General features: G+C 52.6%; 10 protein-coding genes and 1 tRNA gene. 7 read left to right on the forward strand and 4 right to left on the reverse strand.

All coding sequences use genetic code 11. The annotated features are described in order from the left end of the window. Positions 1–346: 346 nt before the first annotated feature. Positions 347–417, reverse strand: a tRNA-Gln gene (locus AACZ40_RS19855). A gap of 250 nt (positions 418–667) precedes the next feature. On the opposite strand from AACZ40_RS19855, the gene AACZ40_RS19860 reads away from it, so the two are divergent. The 3 genes from AACZ40_RS19860 to AACZ40_RS19870 all read left to right on the forward strand — a co-directional run bounded on the left by AACZ40_RS19860 (position 668) and on the right by AACZ40_RS19870 (position 8,338). Beyond that, positions 668–1,513: a hypothetical protein gene (locus AACZ40_RS19860; protein ID WP_291169752.1), complete on the forward strand. Its 846-nt coding sequence runs from the start codon at positions 668–670 to the stop codon at positions 1,511–1,513. Between the two features lie 71 nt (positions 1,514–1,584). Continuing rightward, on the forward strand, positions 1,585–2,967 hold the full coding sequence (locus tag AACZ40_RS19865; protein WP_291169755.1) for a hypothetical protein: 1,383 nt from the start codon (positions 1,585–1,587) through the stop codon (positions 2,965–2,967). A gap of 541 nt (positions 2,968–3,508) precedes the next feature. Then, a complete protein-coding gene (locus AACZ40_RS19870) occupies positions 3,509–8,338 on the forward strand; it encodes a right-handed parallel beta-helix repeat-containing protein (RefSeq protein WP_291169756.1) in 4,830 nt (1,609 codons plus the stop codon). A 105-nt stretch (positions 8,339–8,443) separates the two neighbouring features. On the opposite strand, the gene AACZ40_RS19875 is transcribed toward AACZ40_RS19870, so the two are convergent. Both AACZ40_RS19875 and AACZ40_RS19880 read right to left on the reverse strand, forming a co-directional pair. After that, a complete protein-coding gene (locus AACZ40_RS19875) occupies positions 8,444–9,643 on the reverse strand; it encodes a pyridoxal phosphate-dependent aminotransferase (protein ID WP_291169759.1) in 1,200 nt (399 codons plus the stop codon). Positions 9,644–9,881: 238 nt separating this feature from the next. After that, entirely contained in the window at positions 9,882–10,817 is a 936-nt protein-coding gene (locus AACZ40_RS19880; protein ID WP_291169762.1) for a hypothetical protein, read from the reverse strand. Positions 10,818–11,021: 204 nt separating this feature from the next. On the opposite strand from AACZ40_RS19880, the gene sppA reads away from it, so the two are divergent. Both sppA and AACZ40_RS19890 read left to right on the forward strand, forming a co-directional pair. Further along, the gene (sppA, locus tag AACZ40_RS19885; RefSeq protein ID WP_291169765.1) at positions 11,022–12,830 is read left to right on the forward strand and encodes a signal peptide peptidase SppA; all 1,809 of its coding nucleotides are present in this window, start codon (positions 11,022–11,024) and stop codon (positions 12,828–12,830) included. Between the two features lie 89 nt (positions 12,831–12,919). Next, positions 12,920–15,286 carry a VCBS repeat-containing protein gene (locus AACZ40_RS19890; protein WP_291169768.1) on the forward strand — a complete coding sequence of 789 codons (2,367 nt, stop codon included), beginning with the start codon at positions 12,920–12,922 and terminating at the stop codon, positions 15,284–15,286. Positions 15,287–15,310: 24 nt separating this feature from the next. Here AACZ40_RS19890 and AACZ40_RS19895 read toward each other — a convergent pair whose 3' ends face one another. Continuing rightward, a complete protein-coding gene (locus AACZ40_RS19895) occupies positions 15,311–16,330 on the reverse strand; it encodes a DUF368 domain-containing protein (RefSeq protein WP_291169771.1) in 1,020 nt (339 codons plus the stop codon). A 173-nt stretch (positions 16,331–16,503) separates the two neighbouring features. Between AACZ40_RS19895 and AACZ40_RS19900 the strand changes: the two genes are divergently transcribed. After that, positions 16,504–16,986, forward strand: a complete 483-nt coding sequence (locus AACZ40_RS19900; protein ID WP_291169773.1) for a hypothetical protein — start codon at positions 16,504–16,506, stop codon at positions 16,984–16,986. An 88-nt stretch (positions 16,987–17,074) separates the two neighbouring features. After that, a partial coding sequence (gene uvrA, locus AACZ40_RS19905) for an excinuclease ABC subunit UvrA (protein WP_339675563.1) occupies positions 17,075–19,735 on the forward strand: 2,661 nt, incomplete at its 3' end.

The raw sequence follows: 19,735 nt of genomic DNA on the forward strand, positions 1-19,735 counted from the left end.
CCCTTCCATGTAGGGGTCGACCCATGTGTCGACCCGCCTGGCGAGGTTCAACCCGTTTCACATCTCAATGGGCACAGATAAAACACCCCCATCAGAAATTTCGACCACAAACCCCCCAAAACCAGCCATAAGTAAAAAGGGTGAGCCCGAATGCAATTCGGGCCGAGCGCAGCGAGCAGGAGGTCGCAGCTGCCACATACAATTCGGAACCAGGCTCCCTACCCCCATTCGACACCGTCAGACAAGCCGTTCAGACCAGGCACACATTCCAGATAAACTTGTGCTGTGTCCCCATTTATGGAAATAAAAAAAGTCCTGAACCGGATTGGGTTCAGGACTTTTCAAGTTGCCCGACTAGGATTCGAACCTAGACTAAGTGAGTCAGAGTCACTCGTGCTACCGTTACACTATCAGGCAATACTTTGTGCCCGGCAATATTGAAGTTGCCATTTCGTTGATAAGCTCAGTGGATAGCATCACTTGCAGCTTTCTCTGGCCATTATAGGGATTTTTTTCTGTACGCCAAGTCGATCAGGGAGAGAATTTTCTATTCTTTTCGGTCTGTTTCACACTTTTAAGCGGTTTGCGAGTATGACAGTATATAATCAGGGCCGGTTCACCGGAAACGGCCTGCCCCTGTTCACTTTTCCCGGGAAGTCAAACTTTGATGCGATACTGGATTTTGCGGCACAGTCTCTGTTATTTCGCTGGTCTGGCCTGTGCGCTGGGAACAATTCAGGCAGAAGAACCACCAGTCCCACCCCCTGCGGACCAGGAAGCTACAAACCAGGAAGCAACGGCCCAGGAAGCCTCAGACCAGGAAACCGCCCGGCTGCAGCTTCAATTAAAACAGTTGATCGCGCAACTGTCTGAGCAGATCCAGCAGACACCCGGGGAGTCAGCCCTCTATTCCCGACGCGGCGATGCGTTTTTCTTCAAGGGGGATTTCAAAGCAGCGGTGGCGGACTACAACAAAATGATCGAGCTGAATCCCGCCATCTCAGCCTCTCACTGGAGACGGGGGATCGCCTGTTTTTATGCGAAGCAGTACCAGGAAGCGGCAAAACAGTTCGAAATTTATCATTCGTTCGATAATGTGGATCGCGAAAACGGCATCTGGCGGTTCTTTTCGCAGTATAAAGCCAAAGGACCCGAGGCGGCCCAGGCAGGTCTGCTCAAATATGAAAAGGATGATCGCGAACCCTTTCCCGATCTGTATCGGATGTTTCAGGGCAAAACGACGCCGGAAGCCGTTTTGAAAAATATTGAGACAGCGGATATTGATGCCGGGGAACGCAACAAACGCTATTTTTATGCGTATCTATATATCGGGTTAAACGAATCACTGCACGGTCAGCAGGAACGGGCGCGCCTGTTTCTTAAAAAGTCGGTTGCCAATGAGTGGGGCCCGGCTGCCGGCTTTGGTCCGAATTATATGTGGCATACCGGTCGGCTTGAGTTACAATTGCTGACACAACCAGGCAGGAATCCAGAAGCAAATCCGGAAGAATAGCCGCTGTCTGTCCTCAAACCAGAGTGGCTGGAATGCCAGTCCTGCGAAGTACTTGAAGGGATCCCGTGAAGATGAAATGGAACCAGTCCGCCTGCTGTCTGTACCTGTTGCTGGCGATATTGTTCGTCCCGTTTCTGTCCCGGGAAATCTGTCTGGCTCAAGCCCCCCCATCGGAAGTAAAGCCGGAAAGCCCGTCCGCTGAAACGCTGGAAAAACGAAAAGCAGCATTGGAACATGCACAGCAGGGGCAGACGCTGCTTAAGCAGAAAGACTGGAAAGGGGCGATTGCTGAATTCGAAAAATCGGTTGAATTACAGCCGGGAATCAGCATGCTGCACTATCTGCTGGGGATTGCCTACCTGGAAGATTCCCAGGCCGAGAAAAGCTGGGTGCAGATCCGAAAAGCGGTCCTGCTGGATGCCGAGAACAAACGGGCCATCCAGGATTTCCTCAAATTCTGGAGTTTTTTTGATCGCAAAGGAATTCTGAATGTCGGGACGCCGGAAGTCGAAGTACTCAAACTCCTGGGAAAACCAGACAGCCAGCGGGAGAGTAACGGGGAAACCCAGTTGATCTATGGATTCATGTGGCTCAATTTTCGCAATGCCAGCCTGTATGCCGTACTTGATACGCGAGACTTGTCGGCAAAATACATGACCGCTGTGAAATCAATGAAATTTCATCTGGGAGCCCCCTGGCGGGAAGGCTACCGCATGATGAATTCCACGAACGCATTGACTGAATATGTCACTTCCGGTGAAACCGTACAGGATTACCAGCAGATGTTTTCCACGCAACGACTGTTCAAACTCGGCGAGCAGTTCTCTGCCCGGGAAATGATGAACCGCATGAAGGCACAGGTGGAGAAGTCGTATGAACTGGAAGAATGGAATGTGATCGCAGACGGCGAAAATGATATTCTGTATGAATGGCGGGTTGCCCAAAGTGATAAAACGCCTGCTCAACATGAAATCAATCGAATGGTGCGCGGCAGTCGCGACATGCACCGCCTGGGATATGTCTCAAGAAAACTGCCTCTCAAACCAGCCGATCGTGAGGAATGGATAAACCGACTGAAATCAGCAGAACTGATCCTGGCACATCCCGAAACGGCCGATCTGACCGCAGCCCAGAAACAGGATCTGGCCCATCAGCTGAAACTCAAATCGAGAGAAATTATCGAGAAGCAGTTGCAGTTCATCCGTGAAGGTGATGTGGCAGCGATGCAACCTTATTTTACGGAACGCGTCAGGAAGCTCATCACCAAAGAAGCACTCGAACAGGCAAAAAAACAGGCTGAAACCGCTTCGCTGGAAGAACTCGTTCATGAGATTGAAATCCAGGAAGTGGACGGGGTACTCCAGGCAAAAATCAAGATGAAAAATGGCCGAACCCTGACGACACTTGTCCCCGTTCAGGGGAAATGGGAAGCTGACACAATCTGGTTCAAGTAAGTTCTGGCTACATTCGTAAGTCACCCAGGCTTCCTGAATTGCGGGATCAGGCAAATCGTTACAGGCGACAGTGGCCAAAAGGCCACACATTGTTCGCTGCTGACCATGATTTTTGCTCCAAAAATATTGATTAATTTTTGCAGCAGATTCCCCGCGCTCCCGCTTTCGAACTGAACAAGATCACTTCTTCTAAGATCAATAATTACAAGTGCTTGCGCCTTGTGGATTGCAGTTCGATGTCTCTTCTTTGCTGTGACGTTTTCCAGGCACCCCTGCGATTAGCATATTTCGTCTCAACTTCACAATGCGATTATTCCGAAAGATCAGAATAACCGCTTGTATCCGGATAATCGGAATAGTTTCACATCCGACCCGGAATGAGTGGCAGAATGGACCGGGTTCCACCCGCCTGTTCGCTTCGACCGGTTTTGCACACGGAGGATCAGACATCCTGTGAGTGAAAGACCGGGAGATGTTGAGGAACGAAGTTGATCGTCTGGAATCGTAAGAGACGAGTAATACATCGACGTTGGAGCATTCGATGAAGAAATTAAGTGTCAGCCTGGCCTGCTTCTTTTTAGCCTCTCAGTACGTACTGGTGTCTGCGTTTGCAGATCCGGCTCAAACTGAAGGTAATCAAACAGAGGGACAAGCGACGATTGGTGAGCCAGAGGGTTCTGCTGTCGTAGGAAACGTTTCCTCGGGTGTGTTCAGGCATGATTTTATTCCTGATAACACAGTCCAGAGAAATGATGTTCCCGGTTTTACAACCATGAAGGATGTAAGTTACCAGGATAACCTGCAGGGGTATGCTCCGTACAAATATCCTGATCCCCGCACGATGGAAGTCAATGAATTCATCGATAACGGCGTGGGCTATGAGCCGATGTATGCCGATGCTTTCCATCCGCTGTTCCGCCTGGACAAAGGCATCGGTGGCGGTATTGGTTACGACGATGGTTATTCCAACCTGGGCGTCTTACTGCCGTTCACAATCAATCCGGAGCAGAGCATGCTCTTCCTGGATCTGCGGGCCATGATCACGGACATGGGAGCCGGTGGTGTGAACCTGGGTGCCGGGTGGCGGGCCTACAACGATAACCTGGATAAGATTTTCACTGTAGCAGGCTGGTACGATTACGATGACGGACACGCCCAGGATTATCACCAGCTCGGTTTGAGTGGTGAAGTCATTGGCCAGTATCTGACCACCCGCGTGAACGGTTATTTTCCGATCAATAACAACGAGATCATTATCTCCAACAATCTGTCGGGCACTGGTTACTTCCAGTCAAATCGAATTTTTCTGAATCGCCTGCGACAGTCGGAGTCTTCTTATGGTGGTGTTGACGCCGAAGTCGGTGGTCCGCTGCCTGTGCTCGGGAAATTCGGCATCGATGGCTTTGTTGGGGGATACTACTACAATTCCGATCACGACAAGAGTGCTGCCGGTGTCAAGTTCCGTGCAGAAGCAAATATCAACGACTGGTGGCAGATGAGTGTCAGCTATGCCAAGGATGATGTCTTCGGTTCCAATGCCTGGATGAATGTGACACTTTCGATTCCGGAAGGTCGCTCCGACAAGTGGATGCGTCCCAAAACACTGCAGCAGCGCATGTATCAGCCTATGAATCGTAACTACCGTGTTGTTGCCAACGTGAAAGAGACAACCACGAACGAACTCGCGATCAATCCTGATGACGGCCTGCCTTACACCGTAGCCCACATCGATCCGGACTTCGGTGCCGCCGGCAATGGTACTTTTGAGACGCCCTTTGGTTCTGTAGCCGCCTATAATGCATCACCGCCGACTTCCACGACAGATATCATCTTCGTACAGGATGGTAATGAACTGAACCTGGATGGTCAGATCACACTGCTGGATAACGGCGGCGGTATCGGTGGTGTCACCGGACAGCGTCTGTTGAGTGAAGCAGTGGTCCACAGCTTTAATACTCTGGATATCAATGGAAATATTGTCAGTGCGACTCTGCCAGGTTACAACCCGGATGCCAGCCGTCCTACGCTCAGCAATTCCGCAGGGGCAGGCGGTGCAGCAGGAGCTGTGGTTGTGGGACAGGGAGGGGCCTGGGAAGTTTCCGGTTTCAATCTCAGTGGTGTGCGGGCTGGTGGAACGCCGCATAACTATGGCATCTACTCAGCAGGAACACGTGGCTTTGATATCAACCGTAATACCTTCGTGCTGTATAACCGTGGTGTCGATGTCGTAAATACTGCCAGTGAAACAGGCATCCTCTCCGGCAATACATTTACGGGAGACGGGGCGAACTCATTACATGCTGCCCGCATCACACAGACGGCCGGCACATTGGAACTGTCAGTCCAGAACAACACGGCCACGAACAATCTGGGAGTTGTGCCTCCCGGAACAGGCACCGGCTTTGAAATCATTGCCAACGCGGGAAGTTCCATTGACGGGGTAGGTACCGCCGCTGATGGAGTGACGACACTGGGCATCACCGGAAATACGTCCAACAGTAATGGCACCGGTATGATTCTGACCGCCAATGGTGGTTCCACGATTGAAACTGATTTCTCCAGTAACACCTTCAGTAATAATACCAATGCCACGACAGGTGGTCTGCAGGTCAATTCCAATGCGAGTACCGTTACCTTCAACAGCTTTGATACGATCACGACCAGCAACAACGCCGGCTACGGTATCGGCTTTAATGCGACCGCCGGCGGTACGATGTCTGCCTTATCAAATGGCGTAGACAATCTGGGGATGACCAATATCATTGCCAGCAACAACGGCACCGATGGCTTTGTTGCTACCTCCGATGGAGCAGGATCAACCATCAATCTGAATATCGGGAATGCCAACTCCACCACAAACGTCTTTAACGGTAACGGGCAGAATGGTATCAGCCTGAATACCACGAATGACGGTGCTATCGGTGGCAGTATTATCAACAACACCGCCACCGGTAACACACTGGATGGTTTAGCCTTTACTCTGACCACAGGTACGATTGATCTGACCGGCTTTGGATCGCCTTCCATCGGCAGTAACACATTCACAGGCAATACCCGGCACGGGATGAGCATTGTGAACAACACCGGCGGTGTCTTCACAACCTCCCTGATTTCTGAGAACGATTTCAGTAACAATACCGCAGCAGGTATGTTCCTGGGCGGAGAAGCTCTGGGTGGAACTGACACAGCTGTCAATACGCTGGGCAGTATCGACTCGAATAATTTCAATCGCAACCTGACAGGAACCGACGGGATCTCGTTTGATACGAGTGATGTTCGGACAACGGCCTCCATCACCAGGAATACCTTTGTCGGTCGCGCTCCGGATCTGCCTGGTGATGACGGTTCTGGTTTTGGTGTCGGAGGTACGGTTGATGGTACAACGACCATCGGCGGAAATGGCGGGGTGACTCTGGAGTTTGGTGATTTAGCAGCCATTGATAACTCTCTGACCAATACATTCCAGAACAACGGCGATGCCCATATCGGGCTGCTGTTAATCGGAAATACAACTAACCAGGTTGACATTGATCAACATAACTTTGATACCACTTTCGATACTACATTAAACAGTGAGTTTAACGGTGAGGGTGTCGGGTTTATCGTGCGGGATACAGCCACCTTAACGAACAGCACGATTCAGCGGAGCATATTCCAGAACAGTGCGGCATCCGGTCTGTTAATGACCGTGACCGGAAACAACCTGGGTGACTTTGGTACGATCGACAACATCACGATCGGTGGCAGCTCTTCTGACTTTGGAAACGTGTTCACAAACAACGGCGGCAATGGTCTTGAAATGGCTCGTACCTCTGATGCTGTGATGACCAATATCGATATCTTTTACAACACCTTTACAACGAACTCACTGGATGGTATTGATTTGACAGCGTCTGCTGCCAACAAAACGGATACCTACACCATCAACAATAACACCATCACGGATAATACTCTGAATGGTATTGATATGAGAGTGGAATCGGATGCAGTCTTATCTGCTGATATTGACAGCAACATCATTACCGGTAACGACACCAACGGTATTCGCACCACGGAGCTTACGAATGCTCCTGGGGACGCCCGCGGGATCACCGGAGACTGGACCCGCAACTACATTGCTGAAAATGATGGCGACGGTATCCAACTGGCGGCTGCCTCTGACGGGCTCGTCATCGGGAACGCAGCAGATTCTGCACTGGGTAACATGATCGTGGATAACGGTGTCGACGGTATTGGTATCACAGGCGCTGGTACTGTCACGATCGCCCGCAACTACATTGCGGAGAACGCGGTCGCCGGTATCGATATGGATCTGCCAGGCTATAACAACATGACCATTACCAACAACGATATCACCCGGAACGGGGGAGACGGTATCGAGTTCATGAATGTCCTGTCAGGGCTTTATGACCTGAATATTGACGGCAACGTGATCGACTTCAACGGAGGTCGTGGCTTCGATGTCCTGGCCCGACCTGGTCTCGGCGGTTCAGCATCTACCATCAACATTGCGTTTAACAATAACATCGTAAACGAAAACCGTCTGGAAGGGGTGTATGTCGTTTATACTGCTTCGCTCACACAGAATCAGACGGACCCCTCGACAACTGCACTGGCAGACGACGGAAGTCTCTTCCAGGATGTCTACCTGAGAATGGATATGGATAATAACCAGATCATCAACAACGGTCGCGACAGTGGCTTCAGTGCCACAGGTCTGGTCGTACGCGTCGGTACCACTCGATCCTTCACCGGAACTTCTGGTTCGGAATACGGCGGTGGGTTTGCCAGCGATGGTGCGGGTAACTTCGTGACATCAGGTGTGATCATGTCTGTCACAAATACTACACTGACGGGTAACCTGGGTGACGATGTCTACTTTGAATCGTTTGTCTCAACGGTTGATCCGGCTGCAACCACCGGAACCTGGGGGGCCACTGTCGACCCGACAGTCATCAATACCTTCCAGTCCGATGCACTCGCTCGACTGGACCTGTTGTGGGATAATAACACAATTATCTCTGGTGATGTGAATAATGCCGGAGCATATTACGAAAACGCTGATACCTTCAAATCTCGACTGAACACAACCAGTCCTCCCTTCGATGGACCATTTGTTGATACCGCACGACGTCGAAATGCTCAACGTCTGGCAGCTCGTATCAATGACTTTATCGATCCTGGTGCAGGAGACTTCCTCTACTCAGGTATGGGGGCCAGTACCTTCCGACTTGACAATAGTGGAGACCTCGGGATCTTCGTCCTGGATGGGTTTCCGTATACTACGACGACAGATTCGCTTCCGGGAGTACAGCATCCAGGGTCAGTGTATGGCCAAGGCGAACTGCCTTACGGCTGGGGACAGTACTAAGATCAAGACACTTGTCTGATCTGAGTATCAGTGAAAAACAAAAACACCATCCTGAGAAATCGGGATGGTGTTTTTTTTGTTGTGTCAGTTGAAATCAGTTAACTGTTAAGCCGGTGACAGAAACTGCTCGATGCGGTCCAGGCCGGCTTCGAGGGTTTTCAGGTCCGTCGCAAATGACAGGCGGACATAACCCGGTGCCCCAAAGGCATCGCCGGTCACCAGTGCCACGTGGGCTTCTTCCAGCAGCGCGGTGCAGAATTCGCTGGAATCGGTTACCACTTTGCCGCCACCCAGCGGTTTATTGAAGTGGGCACTCACATTGAAGAAGGCATAAAAGGCTCCCCCTGGCTCAGCAAAGCTGATGTCCGGGAATTTGCGCAGGCGTTCCAGCACATACGCCCGACGTTCTTTGAACGCGGTCAGCATGTCGGCCACACTTTCCTGGGGACCGGACAGGGCAGCGATCGTCGCGGCCTGGCTGATGCTGCAGGGATTCGAAGTCTCCTGGCTCTGCAGCTTGGTCATCGCGGCGGTTAACTCGGGGCTGGCCAGCGTCCAGCCAATCCGCCAGCCGGTCATCGCGTAGGCTTTACTGACGCCACTCACAATAATCGTTAGTGCAGCGACTTCGGGGCCGAAAGAAGCGAAGCTGCGGAATTCGGAACCTTCGTAGATCAGCTTTTCATAGATCTCGTCCGAGAGGACCGCCACGTCTTTTTCAACGGCGACTTTCGCCAGCGCTTCCAGTGTTTCCACCGGGTAGGCGGCGCCCGTCGGGTTACAGGGGTTGTTGAGCATCATCAGTTTGGTTTTAGGAGTAATCGCGGCAGCGAACTGTTCCGCGTTCATGCAGAAACCGCTCTCTTCTGATGTTTCGACCATCACGGGAGTCGCACCCGTCAGTTCAACCAGGGCACTGTAACTCACCCAGTAGGGAGTCGGGATGATGACTTCATCGCCAGGTCCACACAAGGCGGTCAGCACATTATGAATTGAATGCTTGGCACCGTTGGAAACGACCACCTGGTTCGGCTGATAGCTCAAACCATAGTCACGCTGGTAGGCATCGCAGATCGCCTGTTTGACTTCGGGTGTTCCGGCTGCCGGGGTGTAATGGGTCTGGCCGGCATCCATGGCATCTTTTGCTGCCTGGCAGATATGAGCGGGGGTCGTGAAGTCTGGCTCTCCCAGGGTGAACTCGTAGACTTTGACGCCGGTACTTTTCAGTTCCTTGGCTTTTGCTGCAGCGGCAATGGTCGCGGAGGGCTTGAGTTTCTGAACAGTAGCTGAGAGCTGCATCGACATAATGGTGATCTTTGTTCTCTGAATGGATAAATGTGTGTGGATCTGAAAACCGGTATCAGATCTCGAAAGTTCCCCCACGCAGACACGGGGGAAGCAATTATGTTCGTAAACACCTGATTCTTTTCACCTGTGAAGACAGCGTCAAGTCTCGGGTGGCATTGTTTGCAAATCGAACGGGAATCCCGCCTGAAATACGGCCAGGCAGAACCGGGGCGGCTTCTGACAGTTCAGTCGGTCTTCAGCGTGAAGCCGGCAGTTCGCTCTCGGCGTTATTCCCCACTTCGTGGGCCGACATGTTCACCTGGATCAGGGATGTCTGTTTGAATTCGGATCGGGCCTGCGTGCCCCCCTTGGTTTCGCGGGTTATCACGACCGACCATTTCGCCACGCCGAACGGAATTTCGGAGGTCCGCCAGATTTTTCCCTCATTTTTCGAGCGGGTCGTGGTGCTTTCGCTGAGGAAGGTTCCCTGGTATTGCCGGGCAGAGAACGTTCCCGCCGGTGTTTCCACACTCGCGGGCTCCCCGACGGAATCCCATTGGGTGTAATGTCCCAGCATGGTGATCATGGGATAGAATCGCAGTACGTTTGTTTTCAGTGGTTCAACGGGACGGTCGCCGGTTTTCCGATAACCGCGGACGATTGGCAGAAAGGTAACCGGCAGCTCATTTTTCCCGATATTTTCTTTGATCTCTCCGTTCACTGCTTTTTCGGGAACCAGAACCTTGTAAATCCGCGGGCCGGATACCCCGGGGGCCACACCCGATTCCGTCGATTTTCCGGTGATGCATTTGAACTCCAGCCAGCGGCAGGGGGTCTGTTCGCCTTCAAATTCTGCCATTTCAGAGCCCACGGAACTGATTACCAGATGCCGCGTCCACTGCAGTTTGATGTTCAGATCGTTGGATTCCGGTCCCGGCATCTCTTTTTCATAAGTCCCTTCGAAGCGGACCCAGGAGCCCTCGGCGGGCAGTTCCCAGATCAGTCCCTGTGCCGAAAGGGAGCCTGAGAAGGAAACAACGCAGATCAGTGACAGTAGAAAAGTACGTACGGACATGTTTGTTAAACCACAGTGAGTACAGGGAACGAAGCAGTGACCGGAGATCACGCGAGAAACCAGCGGTTCCAGTGTGACAAATGAAACATCCTCTGACAACACTTTTCGGTTTTTCACACAGGAATTTTCTGAAGCAAACAGATTTCAGTGCGTATAACGGGAGCATCAGTCAACTCTTTCTTGACCGTAGCCTGCCGTACTACTTAGACTGCTTATAGGAGTTAATACGAATTTAACGTTTTTCAGAGTGACCTCTTCCGCTGCTGCACGCTGCTCCCGGCTCTGCAAACAATACATACGTCCCTGTTATGGAGATTTCTGATGTCGATGCCTGTTCATAAAAATCGGTGGTTCCTGGTTGCGCTGCTGCTGGGCTGTGCGTTCCTTCTGACTCAAAATTTAGCGTCTGCTGCAGAAGAGGATGCCAAACCAATCCGCGAAAACTGGGCTCACATGGTAATCAAGGGCTCGTACCCTGAAGGTCCGCAGATGCCCGGCCTGTTCGGCGATGTGACCGAATCCCTCTCCAAAGCGATTTCACGACTGGAGAAGGCGGCGGAAGATAAATCGCTGACCGGCGTCGTCCTGCATTTCAAAGGGACAGAGATCGGCTGGGCCAAGTTGAATGAACTGCGGCAGGCGATTAAGAAAGTCCGCAAGAGCGACAAGAAAGTCTTCGCCTGGATTGAATCGGGCATGACCAAAGATTACCTGCTCGCTTCCGCCTGTGATCAGATCGTGATGCCCGAGTCGGCCTCGCTGATCCTGCTGGGGCTGCGGGCCGAGGTCAGCTTCTACAAGAATCTGTTCGACATCCTGGACATCAAACCCGATATCCTGCGCGTCGGCAAATACAAGTCGGCGGCAGAACCTTATACGCGTACGGAAATGAGCGACGCGTTCCGCGAAGAAATGGAAGCGATACTCGATAATTATTTCGGGCAGATTACGGAAATGATCTCCGCATCACGGGGATTGTCCGCCGAGAAAGTGGAAGCGGCCATCAACGGCGGTCCCTACATGGCAGCCGAAGCAAAGAAGCTGGGGCTGATTGATCATATCGCCTACGAAGATCAACTGCCCGGACTGCTCACCGGAGATAACAAAAAGAACGACGTCAAGTTCATCAAGAAGTATGCGAAAAAACGTGCCGACACCGATTTCTCCGGCATCGCGGGATTGATCAAACTGATGGACCTGCTGGCCGGCATCGATTCCTCACAGCGTATCGGCTCCGGTCCGCGGATTGCCGTGATCTATGCCACGGGCGCGATCATGTCCGGTTCTTCCGCGCAGGGTGGTCTCATGGGAGGCAATGTTCTGGGGTCAGACACATTTATCAAAGCCGTTGAGAAAGCAGCCGACGATGATCAGGTCAAAGCGATCGTGGTACGCGTCGACAGTCCCGGCGGCAGCGCCCTCGCCAGCGATCTGATGTGGCGCGCACTCGAAGAAGCCGGCAAACCGCTGGTGGTCAGCATGGGCGATGTCGCCGCCAGTGGGGGCTATTATATCTCCATGGGCGCCGAACGTATTTTCGCCGAGCCGGGCACTCTGACCGGTTCCATCGGTGTCGTGGGCGGCAAGCTGGCGATTGAAGGTCTCTATAAAAAAATCGGGATCACGACCAGTGTCATTTCGCGAGGCAGCAACAGTGGAACCTTCAGCCCGCTGAACGGCTTTACGGAATCAGAACGGGTGGCCGTCACAGGCATGCTGAATGCCATCTACAAACAGTTTACCGAGAAAGCAGCCACCGGCCGCAAAATGGATTACGACAAGCTGGAAGCATTGGCACGAGGTCGCGTTTATACCGGCGAAATGGCGCTGAAACTCGGACTGGTGGACCAGTTGGGAACACTGGACGAAGCCATCGATCATGCCCGTAAGCTGGGAAAAATCAAAGATGACGAGAAGTTCGAAAAACTGATTCTCCCGCGACCGACCAGCCCCTTCGAACAACTGTTCGGGTCCGCTGACAGTGAGACACAACAAAGTCACCAGATCTCCCGTATGCTGGATTCCCTGGCACCCGGGTTGGCTGATCAACTGAAAAGACTGGACCTCATCAATATACTGGCACGGGAAAAGTCACTCACAATTATGCCCTTTGAGATTCGCGTCCAGTAACGATTCCGGTTATGCTGATCGGATCAGCAGAGCACTCATCTATATAAAGATGTTTCGCGGCAGTTTTGAATTTACAGCAAAGGAACAGGATGTTGAACGGCTCCAGCAAATCAATCAGAATTCTCTGCCTGGCACTTCTGGCAATTTATTGTGTCACCGCTGATGGGACGCGTGCTTACTCTGAAGAGAAGGCCAGGCTGGCAGATTCCTATGGTTTTAAACCGCTGGAAATTTTCAAACTCTCCGATCGATCTGCCAACATGCTGGCCCAGGATCTGAACGGGGACGGCTTGAATGATCTGATTCTGATTGATAACAGCAACAGCCGCATCGATGTCCTGCAGCAACGCGCACCCGGGGAAAAGGTCTCACCAGATGAGTTGACAGACGAAGTCAACGGGATTCCCAATGATGCCCGTTTAAAACACATCAAGATCCCCGTCGATGTCTCCATTTCCGCTCTGACTGTAGGAGACTTCAACGGTGACGGCCTGAACGATCTGGCGTACCTGGCGCTACCCGACCGGTTGATTATCCGTTATCAGACCAAAACCGGTGAGTGGTCCGACCGCAAACGCATCCGACTGGCTGACCTGCAGCCGACACAGTGGACGATTGCTGCCGGCGATCTCAATTTCGATCAGAAAACCGATCTCATCGTGCTGGGGACCAATCATACCTATGTTCTCCACCAGGATCAGAATGGGGAACTGAAAACGCCCCGTTCCATTCTGAATACGTCTCCCAAACTCGGGCTCGCTGCCATCGCGGATCTGAATGGCGATGGCCGCAATGACTTTACTTACGCCACCCGCGACGGCAAAGATCAGATGCTCTGTGCCCGTCTGCAGAAACCGGATGGCGACCTGGGACCGGAAATCCGGTTTGAACTTTCGAATCCACGTTCGATCACCCTGGCTGAGATCGACGACAAACCAGGCTCGGAAATTCTGACGATCGACTCACAGACCGGGAGAATGAGAATTCAGCAGCTGGAAAATTCGTCGACTCAGAATGGCGATCTTTCCAAACGGCTGACCATGTATGGTTTCGGTGAAGAAGGGTCGGGACGCAATCGCGGCTTTGACCTGGGCGATATCAACGGCGATGGAATTACCGACGTCGTTGTTTCAGATCCGGAAACCGCACAGATGCTGGTTTATCTCCAGGCGAAAGAGCGTGGCCTTGATCTGGGGCAGACTTACCCCGGACTCCTGGGCGTGGAACAGTTACGCACTCAGGATCTCAACGGCGATGGACGGGCCGAAGTGTTTGTCCTCAGCGAACGGGAAAAGATTATCGGCGTCAGTTCGTTTGAAAATCAGCGGCTCTCCTTTCCCAAAATCCTGCCGATCAAGGGAGAACCCGTTGCCTTTGAAATGGCAGACCTCGACGGCAATCAGTCGGCTGAACTGATCTATATATCCAAGGTGGAATCCAATCAGTTTAAACTCCAGGCGTTGAAAAGGAATCAGGATGGTTCCTGGTCCGACTACCAGTTCCCCAGCGATCCTCCCAACCTGGAAGCTCCCAAATCGTTAGTCAAACTCGATGCCAACGGCGACGGGATCTTTGAACTGATGGCCTTTTATGGGCTCTCCCGTTCTCCCAAAATGGTCACTCTCACCCCGAAACAGACTCCCCAGCTCATTACACCCTCGGGGGGTATCAATCTGGATGAAATCAAGCCGGAATCGATCTTCATCGGCGGTCCGAAACGGGACTGGATCCTGACCGCACAAAACAATTTTGCCCGCAGACTCGTTTTGAATTCCGACAATCAATGGCAGGTGCTCGACCAGTTTAACGCCCCTGAAAGCAAAGCCCGTGTCGTCGGTGCCGTGAATATTAACCTGGATGGAGAACCCGGTGATGAAATCGTATTGATCGACCTGGGCGTTCAGAAGCTTCGCATCCTGCGAAAAGAGGCAAACGTGTATCGCCCCTGGAAAGATGTGGAGATCGGCGAGTTTCCTTTCCTGTCCGCGCATGTCGCTGACCTGAATGGAGATCAACTGCCTGACCTGGTTTTATTTGGTCGCGGGCAGTTTGGTGTCCTGTACTCAGGTCAGACTCCCCCCACGTTAAAAGATGTGGGCTCATTTGAATCTCGAATTCCCCAGGCCTATTTCACTGACTCTGTCGCCGGCGATCTGAACGGCGACGGTCAGCCCGATGTCATTATCCTGGATTTGCGGACGCATCACGTGGAAATTCTGCATTTCGAAGAAAACGAAGGACTGAAGCACGCATTAAACTTCAAAGTATTCGAAGAGAAAACGTTTTCACGTTCCAACCAGTCGGGCGTTGATCCACGGGAAGCAGTCATCGCCGACCTGACTGGTGACGGGCGGAAGGATCTGATCCTCCTGTGCCACGATCGCGTGTTGCTCTATCCCCAGGATAAAGGCGGCTCTCAGAAAGATGTCGGCCCCCAGGCTGCCAGCGGAAAGTAATCGCGGGAAGTAATCGCAGTGCGATCAGAGTTCGGAGGTCCCGTGCATGGCATACTTCCGCGAAACCGCATCCAGCCCCCAGATTAAAATGGCAGCCACGATGATCAAGACAATCGAAGTCCAGAACAGGCCGTCAAACGTCGTGGGCCACACATTTTCGTAAATCCGATGTTTGAACGAAACCATTTCCGGCGTCTGGTCGGCGGTGTAAGGAGTGACATCCACTTTGAACGGCCAGATGCGTCTGAGTGAGCCCACCATCAGACCGCAGAGCACAGCCATCGTTAATGTATGATAGTTGTGCAGCAGCCAGCGTAATACTTTGCTGAACAGAATCAGGCCGATCAGGCAGCCCATCACAAACACAAATACGGTCAAGAGTCCGCTCCAGTCGATGTGACCCTTGAGCAGTTCTTTGGGAATCGTTTTCAGCAGTCCCGTCACGTCGTGATATTTGCCCAGCAGAATCAGAATCAGGGCACCGCTGATGCCCGGCAGAATCATGGCGCAGATGGCAATCATCCCACAGAAAAAGACATACAGGTTCCCCTCGGGCGGCTGGATCGAATGTTCGCCGACCAGAATATAAACTCCCGCCAGCGATGCCAGAAATGCCAGCACATTTAAAACTGTCCAGCGTTTGACCATCTGTCCCACCAGGAAACTAGATGCCAGGATTAAACCGAAGAAGACAGAAAGCGTCAGCTGCAGATGATAATCGAGCAGGTAATGCATCAGGCTGGCCAGGCTCACCACACCTGTGAGAATCCCTACGCCAAGCGGGAGTACAAACCGCAGATCGAGGTGTGTTGCCGCTTCAGACCACTGTCGTTTCGCCAGTAACTGAAACAGCCGGGCATCACAATGGCTGATGGCGGTGACCAGACGCTGATAGATCCTCAGGATCAAAGCCACGGTGCCACCGGAAACGCCGGGGATGATGTCGGCGCCGCCCATTAACAGCCCGCGACCGACCTGGATCAGATCGGCTTTCGCAGGGAACTTCGCGGGAGACGGGGGGGCAGGCTGCTCGGAATCTGACATCAATAAACCTTGATTTAATGAACAAAAGAATTTTCGCTGCAATTATTTTTACGCCAGCAATTGAACCGGGCATACGGGATCAGCTATCTTTAGTAGTGTCGAGAGTGTAGTGTAGTCAGGCGATTCTGAAAAGTGTTGATTTCTGGACCTCCAGTAGCAAAGCGAAGTGAACTATGAAAGGCCCCGGATTAAAGCTGGATCTTGATGTCAGACGGCTCTGGAAGTGCCCCCAGACCGGACAGACGATCCGCTTAAGCGGAAACGTCGTTGCCAAACCGATCGAAGTGGATGGTAAAGCGGTCTTTATGCAACTGGTCGAAGAAAAACGCAGTCAGTATCGGGATCCCTTTCATTTCGAATACTACGAACCGCCGGCTCACGATCAGTCCTCTTCCGAACGTGCTGCCGCTGCCGCCCGTTCCCGGGACGAAGTGGAAACGCTGCCGGATGATTCGCCAGTCGATACATTGATTGACACACCGGTTGACAATGTCGCCGATCACTCTATAACTGAAGTAGCTTCAGCAACTCCCTCGCCCGAAGCCGAAGCTGTGCCCCCGACTCCCGCCCGGGCAGAGCCCCCGAAGCCTGCTGAAGCTGAGCCTCAAAAACCTGCTGAAGCAGAGGAAGACTCATTCGGCGGCGGATTGCTGTAGCCCTGTTTTTGAATGCCCTGCGTTCGATTAGATTTCATTCCACCAGCGATTTTCAGCGCGGCGTCAGCCGATTGGTATAACGCGGTCCATGTCACAAAAAGATATCATTATTACCGGTGCCCGTGAGCACAATCTGCAGAATGTCAGTGTTCGACTCCCCCGCAATCAACTGATCGTCATGACGGGTGTGAGTGGCTCCGGAAAAAGTTCACTCGCCTTCGATACCCTCTACGCCGAAGGTCAAAGGCGCTACGTCGAATCGTTGTCCAGTTATGCCCGCCAGTTTCTCGGGCAGATGCCGAAACCCGAAGTCGATTCGATTTCCGGGCTGGCACCCTCGATTTCCATTCAACAGAAAATGAGTGGCCGCAATCCCCGCAGTACCGTGGGAACGATCACGGAAATCTACGATTACCTCCGCGTGCTGTTTGCCCGCGTGGGGCAGGGATTCTGTGAAAACTGTGGCAAGCCGATCAGCTCACAGAGTACCGAGCGGATTATCGATTCGATCGCCGTACTCCCCGAGAAAACCCGGTACTCAATTCTGGCACCGCTGATTCAGCAGCAGAAGGGAGAGTACAAAGACCTCTTTGAAGATCTGCTCAAACAGGGTTTTCTCCGGGCCCGCGTCGATGGCCGCATCATTCAACTCTCGGACCAGCTGCAGCTCGACCGCCAGATGCGTCACACGATTGAAGTGGTGATCGACCGACTCGTCGCCGGCAAAGTCAGTCGGGCCCGTCTTGCAGAGTCCGTGGAGCTCGCCTTGAAACTCGCCAATGGCACCCTGATTGTCGCCACCGAAGTCTCAAAGAAAACAGAGAACAGTGACAGCGAAGAAAGCCTGCAGGACAAACTCTACAGCTCCCGCTATGCCTGTACCGATTGTGGCATCAGTTACGAACCACCCACGCCGCAGCTGTTCAGCTTTAACAGCCCGCTGGGGATGTGCGGCGAGTGTAACGGGCTGGGCATGCGTTATGATTTTCCGCTCGACGCGTTGCTTTCCAAAGAGAGTCTGTCGATTCAAAAAGGGGCTTTCGAACTGCTGGGCCCGCTCAGCAAAGTCGGAAAGTGGCGACGCCACATTTATAACGGCGTAGCACGCTCGATTGAAAACGATCTGAATCTTTCCGAAGACAGTTTCCTTAAAACGCCCTGGAACGAATTGCCAGAAGCGGCGCAGCAGCAGTTTCTGTACGGAACCGGCGATCGTAATATTACCTTCAGCTGGCGGCATTCCGGCGGCATCTGGAAACATGGTGGCACGTGGGATGGCTATGTCGAAGAATTGCTGGAAAGCTATCGCAAAACCAGTAATCCCATGCGTCGGAAACAACTCGAAAAATACATGGACTTTGTCCAATGCTCGAGCTGTCACGGCACGCGTCTGAATTCGCAGGCCCGGCATGTGCGCATCACCTCTGTCAATGAGGCGAACACCAGCAAGCAGACACACAGTTCAAAAACACTGCCCGAAGTCTGTGCCTTCAGTATTGAAGAAGCCGCCGGTTTCTTTGAAACTCTGGACCTGGACGAAACCGGGTTGCTGATCGCCGATGAAGTCCTCAAAGAGATTCGCGGACGACTCGGGTTTCTGCTGCGTTGCGGGCTGAATTATCTGACACTGGATCGAACCGCGCCTACACTTTCCGGGGGGGAAAGCCAGCGGATTCGCCTGGCCGGACAGATCGGCTGTGGACTGGTCGGCGTTGTCTATATTCTGGATGAACCCTCAATCGGACTGCATCCCCGTGACAATACGATGCTGCTGGAAAGTCTGTGTGACCTGCGGGACCAGGGCAATACGGTGATCGTCGTCGAACACGATGAAGAAACCATGCGCGCCGCCGATCACATTGTAGACTTCGGTCCCGGCCCCGGTGTGCGTGGCGGATACATCGTCGCGGAAGGCTCGTATCAGAAAATACTCAAAACGAAGAATAGTGTCACCGGGCAGTTTCTTGCCGGTAAAGAGAAGATAGAGATCCCCGAAGAACGCCGCTCGCTGGTCAAAAAAGATTCGATTGTGATCAAAGGAGCGAAACATCATAACCTGAAAGACATCACCGCACACATCCCCACCAAAGGGCTGATCTGTGTGACGGGGGTGAGCGGGTCCGGGAAAAGTTCGCTTGTGAATGATATTCTCTGGCCGGTCCTGAATAAAAAAGTGAATAAAGGCAAAGGTAATCCCGGCGCCCATCAGAGTGTCACCGGACTGGAACGGATCGACAAAGCCATCGACATTGATCAGTCCCCCATCGGACGTACCCCACGTTCCAATCCCGCGACTTATGTCAAGGTCTTCGATCTGATTCGGGACCTGTATGCGAAACTCCCCGATTCCCGCATGCGGGGTTATAAAGCGGGTCGCTTCAGCTTCAATGTGCCCGGCGGTCGCTGTGAAGCCTGTGAAGGACATGGCGCGAACAAACTGGAAATGGACTTTCTGGCAGATGTCTGGGTTCCCTGTCCGGTCTGTGAAGGCCGCCGCTTTCATCATGAAACGCTGGAGATTCGCTATAAAGGTGCGAACATCGCCGAAGTGCTGGAGATGGATATTCAGCAGGCGATTGAACATTTCCAGAACGTTCCCAAAATCTTAAAACTGCTGGAATCCCTGCATGATGTCGGCCTGGATTATCTGAAACTCGGACAACCTTCGCCAACACTTTCCGGCGGGGAAGCACAGCGTGTGAAACTGGCCCGCGAACTGGGGAAGCGTTCTACGGGCAGTACCTTTTAT

The sequence above is a fragment of the uncultured Gimesia sp. genome (assembly GCF_963972345.1).
In the GTDB taxonomy this organism is placed as follows: Bacteria; Planctomycetota; Planctomycetia; order Planctomycetales; family Planctomycetaceae; genus Gimesia.

Bases quoted from the DNA above. Each gene is read 5' to 3' on its own strand.
- AACZ40_RS19860 (WP_291169752.1), top strand. From the start codon at position 668: ATGCGATACTGGATTTTGCGGCACAGTCTCTGTTATTTCGCTGGTCTG.
- AACZ40_RS19865 (WP_291169755.1), top strand. From the start codon at position 1,585: ATGAAATGGAACCAGTCCGCCTGCTGTCTGTACCTGTTGCTGGCGATA.
- AACZ40_RS19870 (WP_291169756.1), top strand. From the start codon at position 3,509: ATGAAGAAATTAAGTGTCAGCCTGGCCTGCTTCTTTTTAGCCTCTCAG.
- AACZ40_RS19875 (WP_291169759.1), bottom strand. From the start codon at position 9,643: ATGTCGATGCAGCTCTCAGCTACTGTTCAGAAACTCAAGCCCTCCGCG.
- sppA (WP_291169765.1), top strand. From the start codon at position 11,022: ATGTCGATGCCTGTTCATAAAAATCGGTGGTTCCTGGTTGCGCTGCTG.
- AACZ40_RS19890 (WP_291169768.1), top strand. From the start codon at position 12,920: ATGTTGAACGGCTCCAGCAAATCAATCAGAATTCTCTGCCTGGCACTT.
- AACZ40_RS19895 (WP_291169771.1), bottom strand. From the start codon at position 16,330: ATGTCAGATTCCGAGCAGCCTGCCCCCCCGTCTCCCGCGAAGTTCCCT.
- AACZ40_RS19900 (WP_291169773.1), top strand. From the start codon at position 16,504: ATGAAAGGCCCCGGATTAAAGCTGGATCTTGATGTCAGACGGCTCTGG.